Genomic DNA, 15956 nt, shown 5'->3' with positions numbered 1-15956 from the left:
CGCCGCCCGCTTTGCGGCCGGTACCGCAGCCGCACTGGTATGGGGCGTTCTCACCGGATATACGCGCGGGCTGGTGCCTGCGAACCTCCAAGGACGCGCCCTGGCAGTCACCGGTCTCGGACAACCGATCGCCCTGGCTGGAGGAGTTCCTCTGGGGTCGTTCGCCGCATCGGTCATGGCTTGGCAATGGGTGTTCGTGACGATCTCAATCATCGCCGCAGGGCTCGTGGCGTGGATCGTCGCCGTCGTCCCAGACGTGCCGGGAACCGCGCTTCGGCGACGGACTCCGCTGATGCAGGTGGTCAGGCTGCCCGGGGTGCGCGTCGTGCTCGGCGTCACCGCTTGCTGGATCCTCGCCCATAACATGCTCTACACCTATGCGGCTCCCCTGCTGGGCCAAACGGAATTGCGTCTTGACGTCGGTCTTGCCGTGTTCGGGGTGACCTCGATGGCGGGGATCAGCCTGGTGGGAGTGGTGATTGACCGTGCGCTGCGTTTGACCACGTTGACGTGCATCGCCACGATGGGCGTTGCCACGGCTGGCTGGCTTGCTCCTCAGTCAGGGGTAGCGATTACCGTCGTGCTGGTGACCGCCTGGGGCTTGAGCTTCGGTGGCGCTCCGGTTCTATTGCAGACGGCTCTTGCTGATCGCGCGGGTGTCCACACCGACGCAGCGCAGTCAGTGTTCGTCACCGTGTTCAACCTGGCGGTCGCCGGTGGCGGCTTCGTGGGCGGGCTCATCCTCTCGGCAGCGGGGCCGGTCGGGATTGCCACGTCATCGGCGGGACTCTGTGTCGTAGCCGTAATGGCCGTGAGCATTGCACGGTGGGCGTTCCCGCCAGGTAGACGTCACGATGGCGACTCGCCAGTTGGGACCGCGGAGTGCTCGGCGCACTGTGATTGATGGAGGGTGACGGCGTCGAGGAACGCGGTGGTGGCGGGGCTGGGATTGAAGTCGTTCCAGGCGAGGTATTCCACTCGCCGCGGCGCGTCCTGCACGGTGATGGCTGACAGCGTGTGATCTGCGGGGACGACGTGGGCGGACAGGAGAGCGGCTGCCAGTCCGTTGCGGATGAGTCCGAGGATGAGGTCGATGGTCATCGCTTCGAACGCCACCTCACGCTGCAGGCCGGCCGCGCTGAATGCAAGGTCGGCCTGGGCGCGGCCGGCGGTACCGCCGGGAAAGTCGACGAATCGTTCATGCGTGAGGTCCTCCAGGGTCACGTGCGTGCTCGACGCCAGTGGGTGCGCCGCTGGCAGTACCGCGACCAGGGATTCTCGCGAAAGCTCCTTGGTGGTGACCCCGTGCGGGGGTGTGCATTCGGCCAGTCCGAGGAAGGCGACGTCGAGGCGGCCGGAACGGATGTCGCCCACGAACTGCTCGCTGCCTCCGGTGCGCAGCGCGATGCGAACTGCCGGGTGTTGGGCGTGAAAGGACGCGAGCAGGTGCGGTACGTCGACGGCTGTGACGGTGGGGATCACTCCGATGGTCAGGGTGCCGCGGATCTGGCCGGTGGCTGCGGCGGCGTCGGTGACGGCACGCTCGGCAGCTGCCAGGCTCTGCCGTGACGCCTGAACGAAGGCCTCCCCTGCCGGGGTGAGTTCCACGCGGCGTGAGGTGCGCGCAAACAGCTGGATCCCGATTTCCTGCTCGAGTGCCTTGATCTGGTGGCTGAGCGCCGACTGGACCACATAGCAGCGCTCGGCGGCACGGGTGAAACTCCGTTCCTCGGCGACTGCCACGGCATAGCGCATCTGCTGCAACTCCATCCATCCATGATCCATGTGCATGCCAGGAATGACAAACATGTGTTGGACTCATGGTCGTGTTGGCGTGAGGGTGGATCACATGACGACCACGACCGCGCCCGGCACGGACAGCGCGACTCCTGCTGTGCGTGCCGGTTGGATTGCTGCCACGGCGCTTGCGCCGATGGTCTGGGGCACGACTTACATCGTCACCACCCACCTGCTCCCACCGGGACATCCTGTGTTCGCCGCGCTGATGCGCACCCTTCCGGCCGGGCTGATCGCCCTGGTCATTGCCCGCCAGCTCCCCCGGGGCGACTGGTGGTGGAAGAGCCTGGTGCTGGGCGGACTGAACATGGGGGCATTCTTTCCCTTGCTGTTCGTGGCAGCTCAGCGTCTGCCCGGTGGGGTCGCTGCCACCCTGGGCGCCGTGCAGCCGATCGTGATCGCATTCCTCGCCGTCGTGATCCTGCACGAGAAGCTCTCCGGTTGGCGGCTGCTATGGGGGGTGGTCGGCATGGTGGGTGTGGGCCTTGTGGTCCTCGGACCGGAGGCCGCGCTGGACCCGCTCGGCGTGATGGCCGGCCTCGCTGGTGCCGTATCGATGGGGACCGGTGTCGTGCTCACCAAGAAGTGGGGACGCCCCGCGAACGTGAGCGCCGTCGGGCTCGCGGGATGGCAACTCACCGCAGCCGGGCTGATCCTGCTGCTCCCCGCGCTAGCGATCGACGGCATCCCAGCGGGCATCGACGCCGCCGCGCTCGCCGGATACGCGTGGCTCGGTCTCGTCGGGGCGCTGCTGACCTACACGATCTGGTTCGCAGGCATCCGCCATCTGCCCGTCACACCGACCGCCCTACTCGGGCTGCTCTCACCCCTGACAGCTGCGGCACTGGGCGCGCTCATCGCGGGGGAAGCGCTCACCGCGATCCAGCTCGTCGGCTTCGCCACGGCACTGATCGCCCTGGCCTCGGGGCAACTTCCACCACCCATTCGACGAAAGGACAACGCATGAAGATCGCCATATTCGGAGCCACGGGCATGGCAGGTTCTGCCATCACCGACGAAGCCGTCCGACGCGGCCACCAGGCCCTCGCCGCATCCCGCCACCCGCGCGAGGACGCCTCACCCCACGTCGAATCCCGAGCCGTCGACGTCGCAGACATCGACTCAGTAGCCGCTGCTCTGGGCGACGCCGACGCGGTCGTTGTCGCAGTCCGTCCCGCGCCGGGCCAGGAGAGCACTCTGCCTGCCCTCACCCGGAACGTGCTCGACGCCGCCCGGATCCATGATGTTCGCGTGGTCGTGGTGGGCGGATCGGCACCCCTGTGGTCCCCCACCATGCCGGGCCATCGAGTCTTCGACGACCCCGGCTACATTCCGGCAGCGTGGCGCACCATCGCGCAGGCGAGCCTGGACCAGTTCACCGCGTGTCAGCAGCATCCGCATGAGCGGTGGACGTACGTCAGCCCACCAGCACTCTTCGAACCGGGACCGCGAACCGGACACTACGAACGAGGCACAGACACGCTCCTGGTGGATGAGCGCGGAGCCTCTCGCATCAGTGCGGCGGACTTCGCGATCGCCATCGTCGACGAACTGGAGGATCCCGGCGAGGACAACCACTTCACCGTGGCGACGTTGAGTTCCGACAACGAGACGATGGAGAACCGCGCATGACGGCTACTGCTGAAGGTGTGTTTTCGCCCGGGCTGCGCCTGGTCACCATTGGCCTGCTGGTCTCGGTGGGCATCGTCGCGTTCGACGGGCTGGGCGTGACCACGGCCCTGCCGGCCATCGCCTCAGACCTGGGAGGAATGACCACCTACGGGTGGGCGGTCTCGGCACTGATGCTGGCCAGTGTCGCGGGCACCGTGATCGCCGGCTTCCTCGCAGACCGGCACAACCCGCGCGGGCCCTACCTGGCGGGCTTCGGGATCTTTGCCGCAGGACTCACGGTGTCCGGCCTCGCGACGGGCTGGGCGCTGTTTCTGCTCGGCCGTGTCATCCAGGGCTTCGGAGTGGGAGCGATTCTCAGCATGGCCTACGTGTTCATCGGCAGGGTGTATCCGCCGGAACTACAGTCGCGTGCCCTTGCCCTGCTGTCGGGGGCGTGGACTGTGCCCGCTCTGGTTGGGCCGCTTGCGGCCAGCGTGCTCACGGAAGTGGCCAGCTGGCGGGTCCTGTTTCTCGCATTGATCCCGATCGTGGGAGTCACCATGATCATGACCACGCGAGGACTGCCTGAGCTGGGCTCATCCATGGACGCACCTCCAACCGGTGTGCGTCAGCGTCTCGCCTACAGCGTGTTGCTGGCTGCCTCTGCTGCCGTGTTGTTGTTCGGGCTGGAACAGCGCGGAGGGGTCGCGGGCGCGGGGCTCACGATCGTCGGGCTGGTGGGCATGTTCCTCGGACTACGTCACGTGCTGCCAGCAGGAACACTTCGATTGGCCCCAGGCGTGCCGTCGGGGATCGCGACCCGCGCCGTGTTGTCGCTGGCATTCTTCGGCATCGAGGTGTTCCTCCCGTTGGCCATGACCCAGATGCGAGGCGCGAGCCTCTTCTCGGCGGGTCTCACCCTGGCAGCAGGCGCCCTGGTGTGGGTCGCAGGCTCAATGGCCCAGAGTCGTCACGAACAGCGGACTGGCAGCCACACCCGACGCGGCGACAGCATCATCGGCCTGGTCACGTTGAGCCTGGGCATCGGGATCATTGCCACGACGCTGTTCGTCCCCGCCCTTCCCATCGGTGTCGCGACCTTGGGGTGGGCGATCGGTGGCTTCGGCATGGGCATGGCGTACAACGCCACCACCACCGAAACCTTCGCCCAGACCGAACCGGCGGCTATCGGAGCGATGAGCGGAACCATCCAGATGGCACAGACCCTTGCCACGGCCCTGATTGCAGGGATCGGCACAGCGATGATTGCCGCAACACGCAGTGTCGACGGCAGCCCCGATGTTGGAGTTGCGGCCATTCTCAGCCTCACCGGCATGCTCGCCCTTGCCGCGATTCCCGTCGCGCTCCGCATCAGCGCGCGCTGCACTCGCCCGGCCAAGGCGGCATGACTCCTACAAGGAGTTGCGGTGAGGAATCTTGCCCATCCCGCGCACCATCCCTACGACGCTGTGACCGCCGTGGAGGCTGCCGTCTGCGCAGACATCTCCCACCGCTGGACCCTGTCTGAGCTGGCCGCGATCGCACACCTCTCGCCCTCGGGACTCGGGCAACTATTCACCAAGGTCCACGGCGTCAGCCCCTTCACATGGATAACCCACCAGCGGGTCCGAGAGATGGCTCGCCTCCTGCGCGAGACCCGTCAACCCGTGCGTGACATCGCCCGAGCCGTCGGCTGGACCAATCAAGCCCACGCCGCACAGCAGTTCCGCAAGCTCACCGGACGAAGCCCGACCGAGTACCGAAGCGAGGTCCGTCAGGCGGCTGTGGTGGTGTGTCTGTGGTGCGGGCAGCCAGTCGAGGATTCGCACTCGCCGTGACGGCGATATGACAGAACGTCACTGCGATCTGCGCTGATCTGCCGTGAGTTCTGGACCCTGCCTGGCGAGGTTTGGTAGGTCCGGTATGACACGTCAGGTTCGCAGGAGTTCCTGGCGGTCACTGTAGGGGTTCCTTGTTGTCCGTCTTCTAGTGCTGGTGGTTCCGGCGTACCTGATGGTCACCGGGTCGGTTCTTCGACCCGGTGGACAGGTTCGCGGAAGGAGACCGGCATGGCAACCTCGGGCAAGGATGCTCGGGCGGCGCGGGAGGCAAAGCTTGATGCGCTGCACGAGCGGCTGACGGGTGCGGTCGAGCAGCTGGTCTCCGGTGAGGATTGGGCCCGGGCGTTGGCGTTCGCAGCCCGGTTCCGAGCACGGTCGTTCGCGAACACGATTCTGATCTTCACCCAGCATCAGGAGGCCTACGGGCTGGGTCTGGTGCCGGACCCGGTGCCGTCGCATGTCGCCGGGTATCGGCAGTGGCAGCAGTTGGGCCGTCAGGTGTCGAAGGGGCAGCCGGGGTATCAGATTCTGGCGCCGGTGACGGGACGGTTCGCCTCAGCGACCCCGCAGGATGCTGAGTCGTGGCGGCGACTGGGTAAGGGTGAGAAGCCGCGTGCGGGTGAGACGGTGCGCACGAAGATGGTCGGCGTCCGTCCCGCCTACGTCTGGGATGCGTCCCAGACCACCGGTGACCCGATTCCTGAGCCGCCGGCTCCGCGATTGTTGGAGGGGCAGGCTCCTACCGGGTTGTGGGAGGGCCTCGCCGCCCAGGTCGCGAAGGCTGGGTTTGAGCTGCGGCTGGTTGCGGATGCGTCGGAGATTATCGGGGCGAATGGGCTGACCGATTACGGCAGTCGGGTGCTGTCGGTGCGTGCGGACATGGACCCGGCGGCGCAGGTGAAGACCCTGGCTCACGAACTCGGCCACGTCCTGTTGCATGGCCCGGACGCGGGCGAGGCGCGGCAGCATCGTGGGATCGGTGAGGTGGAGGCCGAATCGGTCGCGTTGATGGTGGGTGCCGCGCATGGCATGGACACTTCCGGCTACACCGTCCCGTATGTCTCGACGTGGGCTGCCCGAGTGGAGGGCCAGGACCCGGTCGAGGTGGTCAAGACCACCGGGGAACGGGTCCGCAAAGCCGCGCTGGGGATTTTGGAGCAGCTCGACACGGTGCAGGTCGGCAACGGCACCCCGCCCGGCCTGGAACGCGACACCCCCACTCGCGAACCCTCGACACGGCAGGCCCCGGCTGCACCGGCGGTGTCGGAGCCGGTGGAGCGGGTGGTGTCGGGGCGTGAGGCGGTGGCGCTATGAGCCCGAACCTCTACCACATGGCCCGTCTCGTGGCCCCTCGCCCTGATCGTCTGCTGGGGCGGGTGGCGGGTGATCTCGCATCGGCGGGGGTGCCGGTGTTTCCCTGCGTGCCCGGGCAAAAGCGCCCCCTCACAGCCCGAGGGTTCCACGACGCCACCACCGACCTCGCCCAGATCACGCAATGGTGGACACGGTGGCCGGAGGCGAACCTGGGACTGCCGACCGGGGCGGTCTCCGGTGTCGTGGTCGTGGATGTTGATGTCCGCGAGCACGTGGATGGCCGGGAGAGCATGCGCCGCGCCCTCAATGCGGGGCGGGCAGGTGTGCCGGTGTTCACAGTGGTCTCCCCCTCGGGTGGACGGCATGGCTACTACCCGGCCACACCGGGCCTGGTGCAGCGGTCGTGGCAGGCTGCCCGGGCCGGTGTAGATTTCCGCGGGGATGGCGGCTACATCGTCATCCCACCCTCACACACAGATGCCGGGTCGTATCGGTTGGTCACTGTCCGGCAAGGGGCGGCGGGCGGGATCGACAGTGAGGCGCTGCGGGACTTCCTCGACCCCCGGCCCGCCCTGAAGCCGCGCGCTGCTGATCGCGGCATGGCTCAGAGCGAGCCTGGGGTGGTGGTGTCGCGGCTGGCTGCGTGGGTGGCGGGTTTGGGTGAGGGCGAGCGGAATCGGGGGTTGTTCTGGGCGGCCTGCCGGGCCGCGGAACACGACATCACACCTGCCACGGCGGTGGATGTGCTGGGCGCAGCTGCCGCTGAGGCGGGGTTGGGTCCGCGGGAGATCGCCGCCACCGTGCGGTCGGCCTACCGCACCACCCACCCCACCACGTCCACGGCATCCAAGACTGCCGGACCAGCGGCAGCATCGCCGGTGCGGGTGCCGGTGGGCGCGGGGTGGGGGTTGGCGTGAGGGCGCGGCGGTGGGCGGTGCGGACGGCGGTCGCGGGGACGGTGTTCATCGCGATCGGGGCATTCTGGCTGTCCTTCACCTCTCTGGCTGATCTCGCGGCCCGTTCGGGCATCGGGGCAGGTCAGGCGTGGGCGTGGCCCTTGATCGTCGACGGCATCATCGTGGTCGCCACCGTCGCCGTCGTCGCACTCGCGGGCCAGAAGGCCGCCTGGTATCCCTGGGCCCTGCTGATCGGCGGCGCCATCGTCTCGGTCACCGCCAACGCCCTGCACGCCATCGTCGCCGCCGACGCCGACGTCCCGGCCTTGTTGGCAGCAGCGATCGCCGCCGTTCCGCCCGTGGTGCTGCTGGCGATCACCCACCTCACCGTCATCCTCACCCACACCACCGATTCACAGCCGGTGATCTGGCAGACCGTCACCCAACAGCACGACCGGCCCACACCCGGCCCAGGACCGGGCATCGAGCCTGGTGCACCGGCGGCACTCCCGGGAACCGTCAGCGCCCATCCCATCGGCGCTGACGACGAACCGGTGACTTCGCCTGCACCAGAACCCGCCCCTACCGGACACGTCGAGCAGCCGCGGTCCGAGTACGAGCCATGCTCCCCGCCGAACCCCGAGGAGGAGAGCAGATCTGGTGTTCCTGTGGCTGGGGTGGGTCGGCGGGAGCGGGCTGCCGGGCTGCGGAGTGAGGGGTGGTCGAACAAGCAGATTGCCGCCGAGCTGGGCGTGCATCCGTCCACGGTGGGCCGCTGGCTCACCTCCCCAACGACGAGGAGTCCGGAACCTGACACCAACCCATCGATGAAGGAGACATCATGAGCACCCACGAACACAAGCACCACCCGGTGGAGCCGCCAGTCCACGACGACTACGGCCCACCCGATCCCGAAGAACTCGCCCTGACCACCCCCAGCACCCACGCCGAAAACCTCGACCAGGAGACAGGGAGTGAGCGAGGCGATCTTGTCCCGCCCAAGGCGCCGGTGGAAGAGCTCGATGAGCAGCTCGCCCCCGACATCGACGGACCAAACGCGGGCTCCCCGGAGCTGAATGAGGGGGCGGAAGGAGTGCCGAATGCGGTCAAGGCCCGCACCGCCCGGACAACCAGCCGGCCTGTGGGCCGGCAGGTGGGGCGGGGTGTGGAGTGGGTGCGTCCGACCGATCTGATGGCCCGACGTGGCGCCACAGTCGCTGGCCGCGGCATCCACTTCCAGACCGCGCTGAGTCAGAAGACCCGCCACGGCATCACGGTGGGTGCACGGCGCGTGGGTGATCGGGCTGGACGGTTGGCGCCGTTGTCGGCGTTCGGCCCCGGGCGGAGCCAGTCGGTGCCGGGTCGGTCCGCGGTGGGGATGAGTTGAGCGTGGTGACCAGCAATGACGACTCTCGCCAACACGACGACACCACTGCCGCCGACATCTGGGGTGGAGGTGCGCACCTGCTTGTCAGGAGGCACCACCATGACCCACACCACAACACCAACCACCGGCACCGCTGAGACCGGGACGTCGTCGACAACGCCGTCGACACCCCACCCCGACAGCTCGGACTTCCGCACCAGTGAAGGGCTGCGGGCTTTGCTGGAGCATCTGGCCGAGCACGGATGGCGCAACAACCCCCAAGCCAAAGAGTTGCTGGAGTTTGCGGCGGAGCGGTTCGCACCGTTGGCGCGCAAGCACGGCCTGGATGTGTGGGAGGCCGCATCGGCGGCGTTTGATGTGATGCGCACGCCGGCGGCAAGGAGGGCCGCGGATCCGTGGGCGGTGGTCACGCATGCGGTGCGGATCACCTGCATCTACGAAGAACGCGCCCAAGGGCTCCTGTGTTCGGTCCACCAGGCCCGCCGCGCCCACATCTCCGTCCACCACGACCCCGAACGGTTCTCCGACCGCGAAACACCCCTGTACGAATACCACCCGGCTTTTCATCTCACCGACCCCCACCACCACGACCAGCAGGGCGACGTGGATGTGGATGCGAGCGTGCAGGCAGCAGTCGCGGATGCGACTCGTTTGTTCGTGCTGCTGGGCTGGCCCGAAGCCTCCGCCCGGGCCGGGGTGGATCACGTCACCAACGCCCTGGCCCGGATCGGGTCCCGGCGCGGCACCTACGAAGCCTTGCGGCGCGACAAACACGCCCGCGCCCTGCTCGACCTCCCCGCCCCGGCCTGGACGTGTCTGCTGAGGGTTCTGCTGGGCCACCCGGAACCTGCCTACGCCACCACGACGGCTGGGCGCGGGATCCTGCTGCGTCTGTTGCTCGGGGAGTCCCTGGCGGACCTGTTGGGTGATGACGCCCTGGTCGCCGCGATCGTTCGTGCCGCCCCGGGACGGGAACGGGTGCGGTCATGAGTACCCCGGGGCACATCGAGCTGGACCGCGCCGTCGACTCCCTGCATGTGGGCCGACGTCACCGCGCCGACCTGGGTGACATCGATGCGTTGGCGGCCTCGATTGAGCGCGATGGGTTGTTGCAGCCGTTGACGGTCAGCCCTGACGGGGTGCTGATCTGCGGGGCACGCCGGCTGGCGGCGATCAAGCAGCTCGGCTGGCGCACCGTCAGCGTGTGGGTCCGCTCCGGCATCTCCGACCGGCTCGGTCATCTGCTGGCCGAACAAGACGACAACGTCCTGCACAAGCCGCTCACCGCGCTGGAAGCCGCCGCCCTCTACCGCGAACTGAAATCTCTCATGGCGGAGGATGCTGCGCGTCGCAAGGCCGCGACCCAGTTCCGCAGCGACAACCAGCCCGGAACCGACGGTCCCGGAAAATTTCCGGAACCGTCGGGAGCCACCGGTGAGGCTCGGGAGCAGGCTGCCGGAATGATTCCCGGTGGGGCCTCGTACAAGACGCTGGACAAGATCGGCTTCCTCGAACACGCCGCCACTGACGAGACGCTGCCCGAACACGTGAGGGCCGCGGCGCAGCGGGGGTTGGAGGAGATCGACGCGGGCAGGCCGGTCCATCCGATCTACGAGACCATCCGCAACCACACCGCCAGCCCCGATGCTGGCGATGAGGCGTTGCATCAGGCCGCGGCCGACGCCCTCGCCCGCATCCAATCCAGTGGCAAACCGAAGCCCGCTCCGGTCAAGAAGCCCAAGGAGGACGCTGAGGATGCGCCGGTGCAGTATCCGGTGCGGGCGTTCGTGGTGACGTGGACCGAACTGGATCAGTGGTGGACCCACTACGACCCGGCCGTACTCGCCGTCGAACTCACCGACGAACACATCGCCACGTTCCTGCGCGTGATCGAACACACCATCGCGTTCGCCGACGCCCTCCAAGCCGCCCTCACCAACCCCGACGAGACCACCACCGCCTCCGGCCCTGTCGATGAGAAGGATGACGGACCGGCGGGTGGGCGTCCGCAGCTGCGCGCCATCTAACCGACTCCGGCTGCTGGTGTTTGGGGTGGGTGGGTGCACCTGCTGGGCATGGACACTTCTGATCGTTCGTCGCGTCGCCGGCTCGTGCTGATCGCTGCCGGTTCGGTCACGGCCCTGGTGTGTGGGGTCGGGATCTACGGCCTGGCCACCGGACCCCACACTCCCACCAGCACCTCGGGCACGTTACCGACCATTACCACCGGCCCGTCACCCTCCTCGACCACCCCAGCAACGGCGAGTCCTTCAGCGTCCGGGGCGTCGTCGGTGCCACGGGTGGCGCGCAGTGCTGATCCGGAGCAGTTCGCTCGCAATGTCGCGACCACCTTGTTTGCGTGGGACACCGCCACCGGGCTGCTGCCGCTGGACTACACCTCGGCGGTCCTCGCCGTCGGGGACCCCAGCGGCGCCGAACAAGCCGGCCTCGCCACCGACGTCGCCGCCTACCTGCCCTCGCGGACCGCTTGGCAGGACCTGCGTGAGTACGGCACCAGTCAGCATCTGACGATCGACCGCGCCTACATCCCCGACCAGTGGGGCGAAGCCGTTGCCCAGGCACCCGAGGGGCAGCTCGCGCCCGGCACGGTCGCCTACACCATCGAGGGCACCCGGCACCGCACCGGAACCTGGAACGGCGAACGGGTCGGCTCGGCCCACAAGGTGGAGTTCACGGTGTTCGTGGTCTGCGCGCCGACCTATGACACCTGCCACCTGCTGCGCCTGTCACAGCTGGACAACCCGCTGCGGTGACCTGGCCGTGAAGAAGCTCGCCGTCATCGCTGCCGTGCTCGTGCTGTTCAGCCCCGCCCTGCTCCTGCTGGGGGTTGGGATGATGTTCAGCCCCGGCGCCAACGCCTCCTGCACCACCACCAGCAGCAGTGGCCCGTCGGTGGTGGGGCCGGTGCCGGACTCACTCGAGGTGACGACTGCTGACGGGCAGATCTTCACGCTCAACACCACCCAGCTCACCCATGCCGCCACCATCATCCAGACCGGCTCCCAGATCGAAGGGGTCACGCGTGACGGGGTGCAGATCGCGCTCATGGCTGCGCTTACCGAGTCGAATCTTCGGATGCTGGCCAACACCAGCGTCTACCCCGACTCCGGGAATCACCCCAATGACGGGGACGCCTCCGACCATGACAGTCTCGGCCTGTTCCAGATGCGACCCCAAGCCGGGTGGGGCACCGTCGCCGACCTCATGGACCCCGTCTACCAGGCCCGCGCGTTCTTCGGCGGCCCTACTGGCCCTAACCACCCCTCACCCCGCGGCCTGCTCGACATCCCCGGCTGGCAGACCCTGTCGAAAGGTGAAGCCGCCCAAGCCGTCGAGGTGTCGGCCTACCCCGACCGGTATGCGAACTACGAGCCCGTCGCCGAACAGATCCTGACCACCCTCACCACCCCCAGCACCACCAGTCCACCATTGCCGGAGACCGGGCGTGTGGTCTTCCCGCTGCCCGAGGGCACCTGGGTCGCCACCTCGCCGTTTGGGATGCGGGTCCACCCCATCACCGGGGAGAACAAGCTCCACACCGGCGCGGACTACTCCGCCCCCGACGGCACCCCCATCCTCGCCGCCGCCGACGGCATCGTCACCCACGCCTCGATGTCGGGCGGGTACGGCGGGCTGATCATCATCGAACACACCATCGGCGGGCAGAAGGTCGCCACCGCCTACGCCCACCTGTGGGAGAACGGCTTTCACGTCAACGTCGGCGACCACGTCACCGCCGGACAACACATCGGCGATGTCGGATCGGCCGGCTACTCCACCGGCGCGCACCTGCACTTCGAACTCCGCCAAGGGGGTAGCGACGGTGAGTTCACCGACCCCCAGCCCTGGCTCGACGAATACACCACCGGCAACCTTCCAGCCCCCACCACGCCGGTCGAGCAGGAAGGCTGCAACCCGGCCGCGACGCAGCCCGCGCCGCCCCAAGGACCCGATGCCGGGGACCCGGACCGCAAGGTCGATGACCCCACCACCAACGGAAAGATCACCGCCCGTATGCTCCACGTCTACACCCAAGCCCTCACCGCCTACCCCGACAGCTCCTGGGCCTGCTACTCACCCCGCCCCGGCACCAAATCCGAACACCCCCTCGGGCGGGCCTGCGATGTCACCTTCGGCAACGCCATCGGGACCCGACCCACACCCCAGCAGCTCGAAGCCGGATGGGCGCTGACGAACTGGCTCAAAGACAACGCTGAACCCCTCGGCGTCGAGTACCTCATCTGGCAAGGCCAGATCTGGTCCCTCGCTCGCGATGCCGAGGGCTGGCGCCCCTACAACGGCGGCGGCATGCACGACCCCAACGACGTCACCGGCGGCCACTACGACCACGTCCACATCACCGTGAAGGAAGGCAGCTGATACCCGTGAACATCTACCCCGACTTCGGCGCCTTCGGTGACAACACCACCCTCCACAACGTGATCGGCGCCCTGCTTACGTTCGTCCTCGTCACCGCCGTCCTCACCATGCTCATCTCCGGCATCACCTGGGCCATCGCTACAGCGAACGGCAACCACACCACCGCCACAAAAGCCCGCACCGGACTCCTCGTCGCCCTCGGCGCAGCCACCCTCGCAGGCGCCGGCATCACCTGGCTCAACTGGCTCATCGCGCTTGGCGACCAGTTCTGAACACGATCATTTCAGGGGCCTCGCCCTGAAATGACTGCGTGTCAGCCAACGTAACTCGCACGAAGTCCTGACCAATGCCGTGGGCGACGGAAGGCTACCCATGCCCTGGCCGCCCCACGTAGGGTGGGCGCCATGAAACGATCTGGCGGCGGTGTTGCGGCTGCATTCGGGTTCAGGTACCAGTACCTAACCACAGTTGACTTGCTCCTGGAACTGTACGCCAATTCTTCGTCTGACTGGTCAATCGACGTTGACCCTGTCGACCAGAACTCAGCAGACATAATTGTTCGATTGTCAACAGGCAGCCCGCCTGACCGCGCCATACAGGTAAAGGCGTCTCTGTCGAGCTCCTCAACTACCATCGGAATCGACGAAACCCGGCGAATACTAGACGGGCTGCGCCGCGAACACCCTAAAGCTCGACTACGCGAGATTCTCACTAACCGAATCAAGACTGCTGAACTCGAAACAGAACTGGAACGGCAGGACTGCACACTCCTCGGACAAGACGAGCGGTTCACCTCCCATCAGGAACCACTTCATCAGATGACCGAGAAGCTATTGCGCACCATCGGACGTTTGCGCACCACCAGAGAGGGAGGAACTGGCCGCGAACTGCAGTATCTGATTCTGCGCCAACTCATTGATCGCGTTCACGAGGCCGGCTCCAACACACATAACCAACGCTTGTCCCGCGATGACATTCGTCAGATTCTAACGGGTTCAAATCCCTTGCTGTCTAGCGCCCTTGGATCACGAGCCTGGGGGAAGTGCATTCAGGTCCCAGTAGGAAATTACATCGAGAGAGAGAAGTCCTCTCGATTCCTTAGGGAACACCTCCCCGCCGGCTCTCTATATAATGGCGCCCCCAAGATCGCGGTCTTGAAAGGCATGTCCGGTAGTGGAAAATCCGCAGCCGCCTATCTACATGCTCGATCACTCTTGGAACATGTGGCGTTCGTCCTATGGCTAGACGCAAGTTCACGAGGGGTGCTCGAATCACAAGTTCCGATGGCACTTCAAGAACTGGGGGCAGCGACTACTCCCACCGACATGCCGAGACGCGATCTCGTGGATGTTTTGTCGGGATCGCCGGTACCTTGGTTGCTAGTCCTAGATGGAGCTTCCTCTTTCGAGGAAGTTTACCCCTGGATACCACGCAGCGGCTATGGACAAGTCCTCATAACCACACGAGTGGCGACCTGGCCGGACTCTCTCGCGCCAACAACTTCACTGGATGCATTTGACGAGATCGAGGCGCGACGGTTTGTGGCTCGACGATTTGGGCAAGCAGTCGAGTCGTGGTCAGCCCAGCAGCTATCCGCTTGTGATGCCATATCAAGAGCGCTCGCTGGATGGCCCTTGGCTCTGGAGCTGGCTGTTGGCTGGATTGCTCGACGTGGCGGTCCAAAAAAAGCCATGTTGCAGTTTACTGACCGACTGGATCGCCTCGACCTGGACAGTGAGGAATTGCTCCCACATGGATATCCTCGAACTGCAGCCCAAGTGATCCTAGCTGATTGGCGGGAACTATCTCCCGAAGCGAGGAAACTGGCCTCATTTCTATTGGTTACAGGTGGAAGCCGCGTTCCTCGCCGCCTGCTACTTGACGCCCTCGCCCAGGTTGGAATGACTCAAGAGGCAGTGGAAGACCTCCTTTCCTCCGGATTCATTAGACAAGAGATCCTCACGCCAGATCGGCCCCATGATTTGGATGAAGTTCTAACAATTCACGGTTTCGTCCAGCTAGTTATGACGAAACAAGGCATCCCACTGAACGGGCCCGAGATATGGGCCATCCTAAGCACCTGCGACAAATGGGTGCGACAGCTGACCGAGGATGGGCGCTTTCGCGAAGGTACTGCCTTGATTCACCCCATCGACTACTTCCTTCGACAAACGGTCGAGGTATTCAAAGACAGCCCTGAAACCTTGACCTTGGCCAGTGTGTCTATGCACAACTTCGCACAGTTGGCCTTCATCACCTCGCAGGCTGCGATCGCCCGCCTCTGGTCACGCGTGGCCTTCCAGGTCCGGCAGGACCAGCTGGAGTTGGTTCGCGACCATGCGACGTGGGTACAGATGCAGCTTCAAACCCTATCCGTGATTGCCATGACTGCCGCGCGTCTTCATAAGACTGAGGAGGTTGTCGAAGTCGCGCTCTTCTCCGAAACAGTGTTGCAAATGGGCAACGAGGAAACTCTGTGCGATGTGGCAACCCAAAATGCGTTGCGCACGATCCGGGATGTATTGCATTTGTGCCTGCCCGACTCCAGTCCGGGTCGCGCTCGCCGCGCACTAAAGGCGCTAGACGCCTTGGTGCCTCTAGGAGCACCTGAACCAGCAGTGAGCGGGGCAGGAAACACTCTACTCAACAAGCTTCACACCGAAAGAATGACAGCGCTCCTGCTGGTGGAGCGCAGTGCCTGGCAGGCCA

16 protein-coding genes are annotated in these 15956 nt (G+C 66.1%); 15 read left to right on the top strand and 1 reads right to left on the bottom strand.

Going from position 1 to position 15956, the window contains the following annotated elements:
- A partial coding sequence (locus tag FHX50_RS11640) for an MFS transporter (RefSeq protein ID WP_183377333.1) occupies positions 1–904 on the top strand: 904 nt, incomplete at its 5' end.
- On the opposite strand, the gene FHX50_RS11635 is transcribed toward FHX50_RS11640, so the two are convergent.
- A complete protein-coding gene (locus tag FHX50_RS11635) occupies positions 850–1770 on the bottom strand; it encodes a LysR substrate-binding domain-containing protein (RefSeq protein ID WP_183377332.1) in 921 nt (306 codons plus the stop codon). The two genes, FHX50_RS11640 and FHX50_RS11635, sit on opposite strands and share 55 nt — an antisense overlap.
- A gap of 79 nt (positions 1771–1849) precedes the next feature.
- On the opposite strand from FHX50_RS11635, the gene FHX50_RS11630 reads away from it, so the two are divergent.
- The 14 genes from FHX50_RS11630 to FHX50_RS11565 all read left to right on the top strand — a co-directional run.
- On the top strand, positions 1850–2764 hold the full coding sequence (locus tag FHX50_RS11630) for an EamA family transporter (RefSeq protein WP_183377331.1): 915 nt from the start codon (positions 1850–1852) through the stop codon (positions 2762–2764).
- Positions 2761–3429 (top strand): NAD(P)-dependent oxidoreductase, encoded by a 669-nt coding sequence (locus tag FHX50_RS11625; RefSeq protein WP_183377330.1) that lies wholly within the window; start codon positions 2761–2763, stop codon positions 3427–3429. Before FHX50_RS11630 ends, FHX50_RS11625 begins: the two co-directional genes overlap by 4 nt.
- On the top strand, positions 3426–4817 hold the full coding sequence (locus FHX50_RS11620; RefSeq protein WP_183377329.1) for an MFS transporter: 1392 nt from the start codon (positions 3426–3428) through the stop codon (positions 4815–4817). Before FHX50_RS11625 ends, FHX50_RS11620 begins: the two co-directional genes overlap by 4 nt.
- Positions 4818–4835: 18 nt before the next feature.
- Complete coding sequence (locus FHX50_RS11615) at positions 4836–5246, top strand: helix-turn-helix transcriptional regulator (protein WP_343064104.1); 411 nt, start codon at positions 4836–4838, stop codon at positions 5244–5246.
- A gap of 231 nt (positions 5247–5477) precedes the next feature.
- On the top strand, positions 5478–6563 hold the full coding sequence (locus FHX50_RS11610) for an ArdC-like ssDNA-binding domain-containing protein (RefSeq protein ID WP_183377328.1): 1086 nt from the start codon (positions 5478–5480) through the stop codon (positions 6561–6563).
- A complete protein-coding gene (locus FHX50_RS11605) occupies positions 6560–7480 on the top strand; it encodes a bifunctional DNA primase/polymerase (protein ID WP_183377327.1) in 921 nt (306 codons plus the stop codon). Before FHX50_RS11610 ends, FHX50_RS11605 begins: the two co-directional genes overlap by 4 nt.
- A 17-nt stretch (positions 7481–7497) precedes the next feature.
- Positions 7498–8304, top strand: coding sequence for a DUF2637 domain-containing protein (locus FHX50_RS11600; protein ID WP_183377337.1), 807 nt, complete (start codon positions 7498–7500; stop codon positions 8302–8304).
- The gene (locus FHX50_RS11595; protein ID WP_183377326.1) at positions 8301–8846 is read left to right on the top strand and encodes a hypothetical protein; all 546 of its coding nucleotides are present in this window, start codon (positions 8301–8303) and stop codon (positions 8844–8846) included. Before FHX50_RS11600 ends, FHX50_RS11595 begins: the two co-directional genes overlap by 4 nt.
- Before the next feature lie 99 nt (positions 8847–8945).
- Positions 8946–9836, top strand: coding sequence for a hypothetical protein (locus FHX50_RS11590; RefSeq protein WP_246371105.1), 891 nt, complete (start codon positions 8946–8948; stop codon positions 9834–9836).
- A complete protein-coding gene (locus tag FHX50_RS11585; RefSeq protein WP_183377325.1) occupies positions 9833–10873 on the top strand; it encodes a ParB N-terminal domain-containing protein in 1041 nt (346 codons plus the stop codon). The genes FHX50_RS11590 and FHX50_RS11585 overlap by 4 nt, the downstream gene beginning before the upstream one ends.
- A 48-nt stretch (positions 10874–10921) precedes the next feature.
- Complete coding sequence (locus tag FHX50_RS11580; protein ID WP_183377335.1) at positions 10922–11620, top strand: hypothetical protein; 699 nt, start codon at positions 10922–10924, stop codon at positions 11618–11620.
- Positions 11568–13247, top strand: coding sequence for a M23 family metallopeptidase (locus FHX50_RS11575; RefSeq protein WP_246371103.1), 1680 nt, complete (start codon positions 11568–11570; stop codon positions 13245–13247). The genes FHX50_RS11580 and FHX50_RS11575 overlap by 53 nt, the downstream gene beginning before the upstream one ends.
- Before the next feature lie 5 nt (positions 13248–13252).
- Positions 13253–13519 (top strand): DUF6112 family protein, encoded by a 267-nt coding sequence (locus FHX50_RS11570; protein ID WP_066081059.1) that lies wholly within the window; start codon positions 13253–13255, stop codon positions 13517–13519.
- Positions 13520–14881: 1362 nt separating this feature from the next.
- Positions 14882–15956: hypothetical protein (locus tag FHX50_RS11565; protein ID WP_183377324.1), on the top strand; the 1075-nt coding region annotated here is incomplete at its 3' end.

The organism is Helcobacillus massiliensis (assembly GCF_014191425.1).
In the GTDB taxonomy this organism is placed as follows: Bacteria; Actinomycetota; Actinomycetes; order Actinomycetales; family Dermabacteraceae; genus Helcobacillus; species Helcobacillus massiliensis.
Note: the sequence above shows the minus strand (reverse complement) of the source record. Positions and strands in the feature narration are given on the sequence as shown.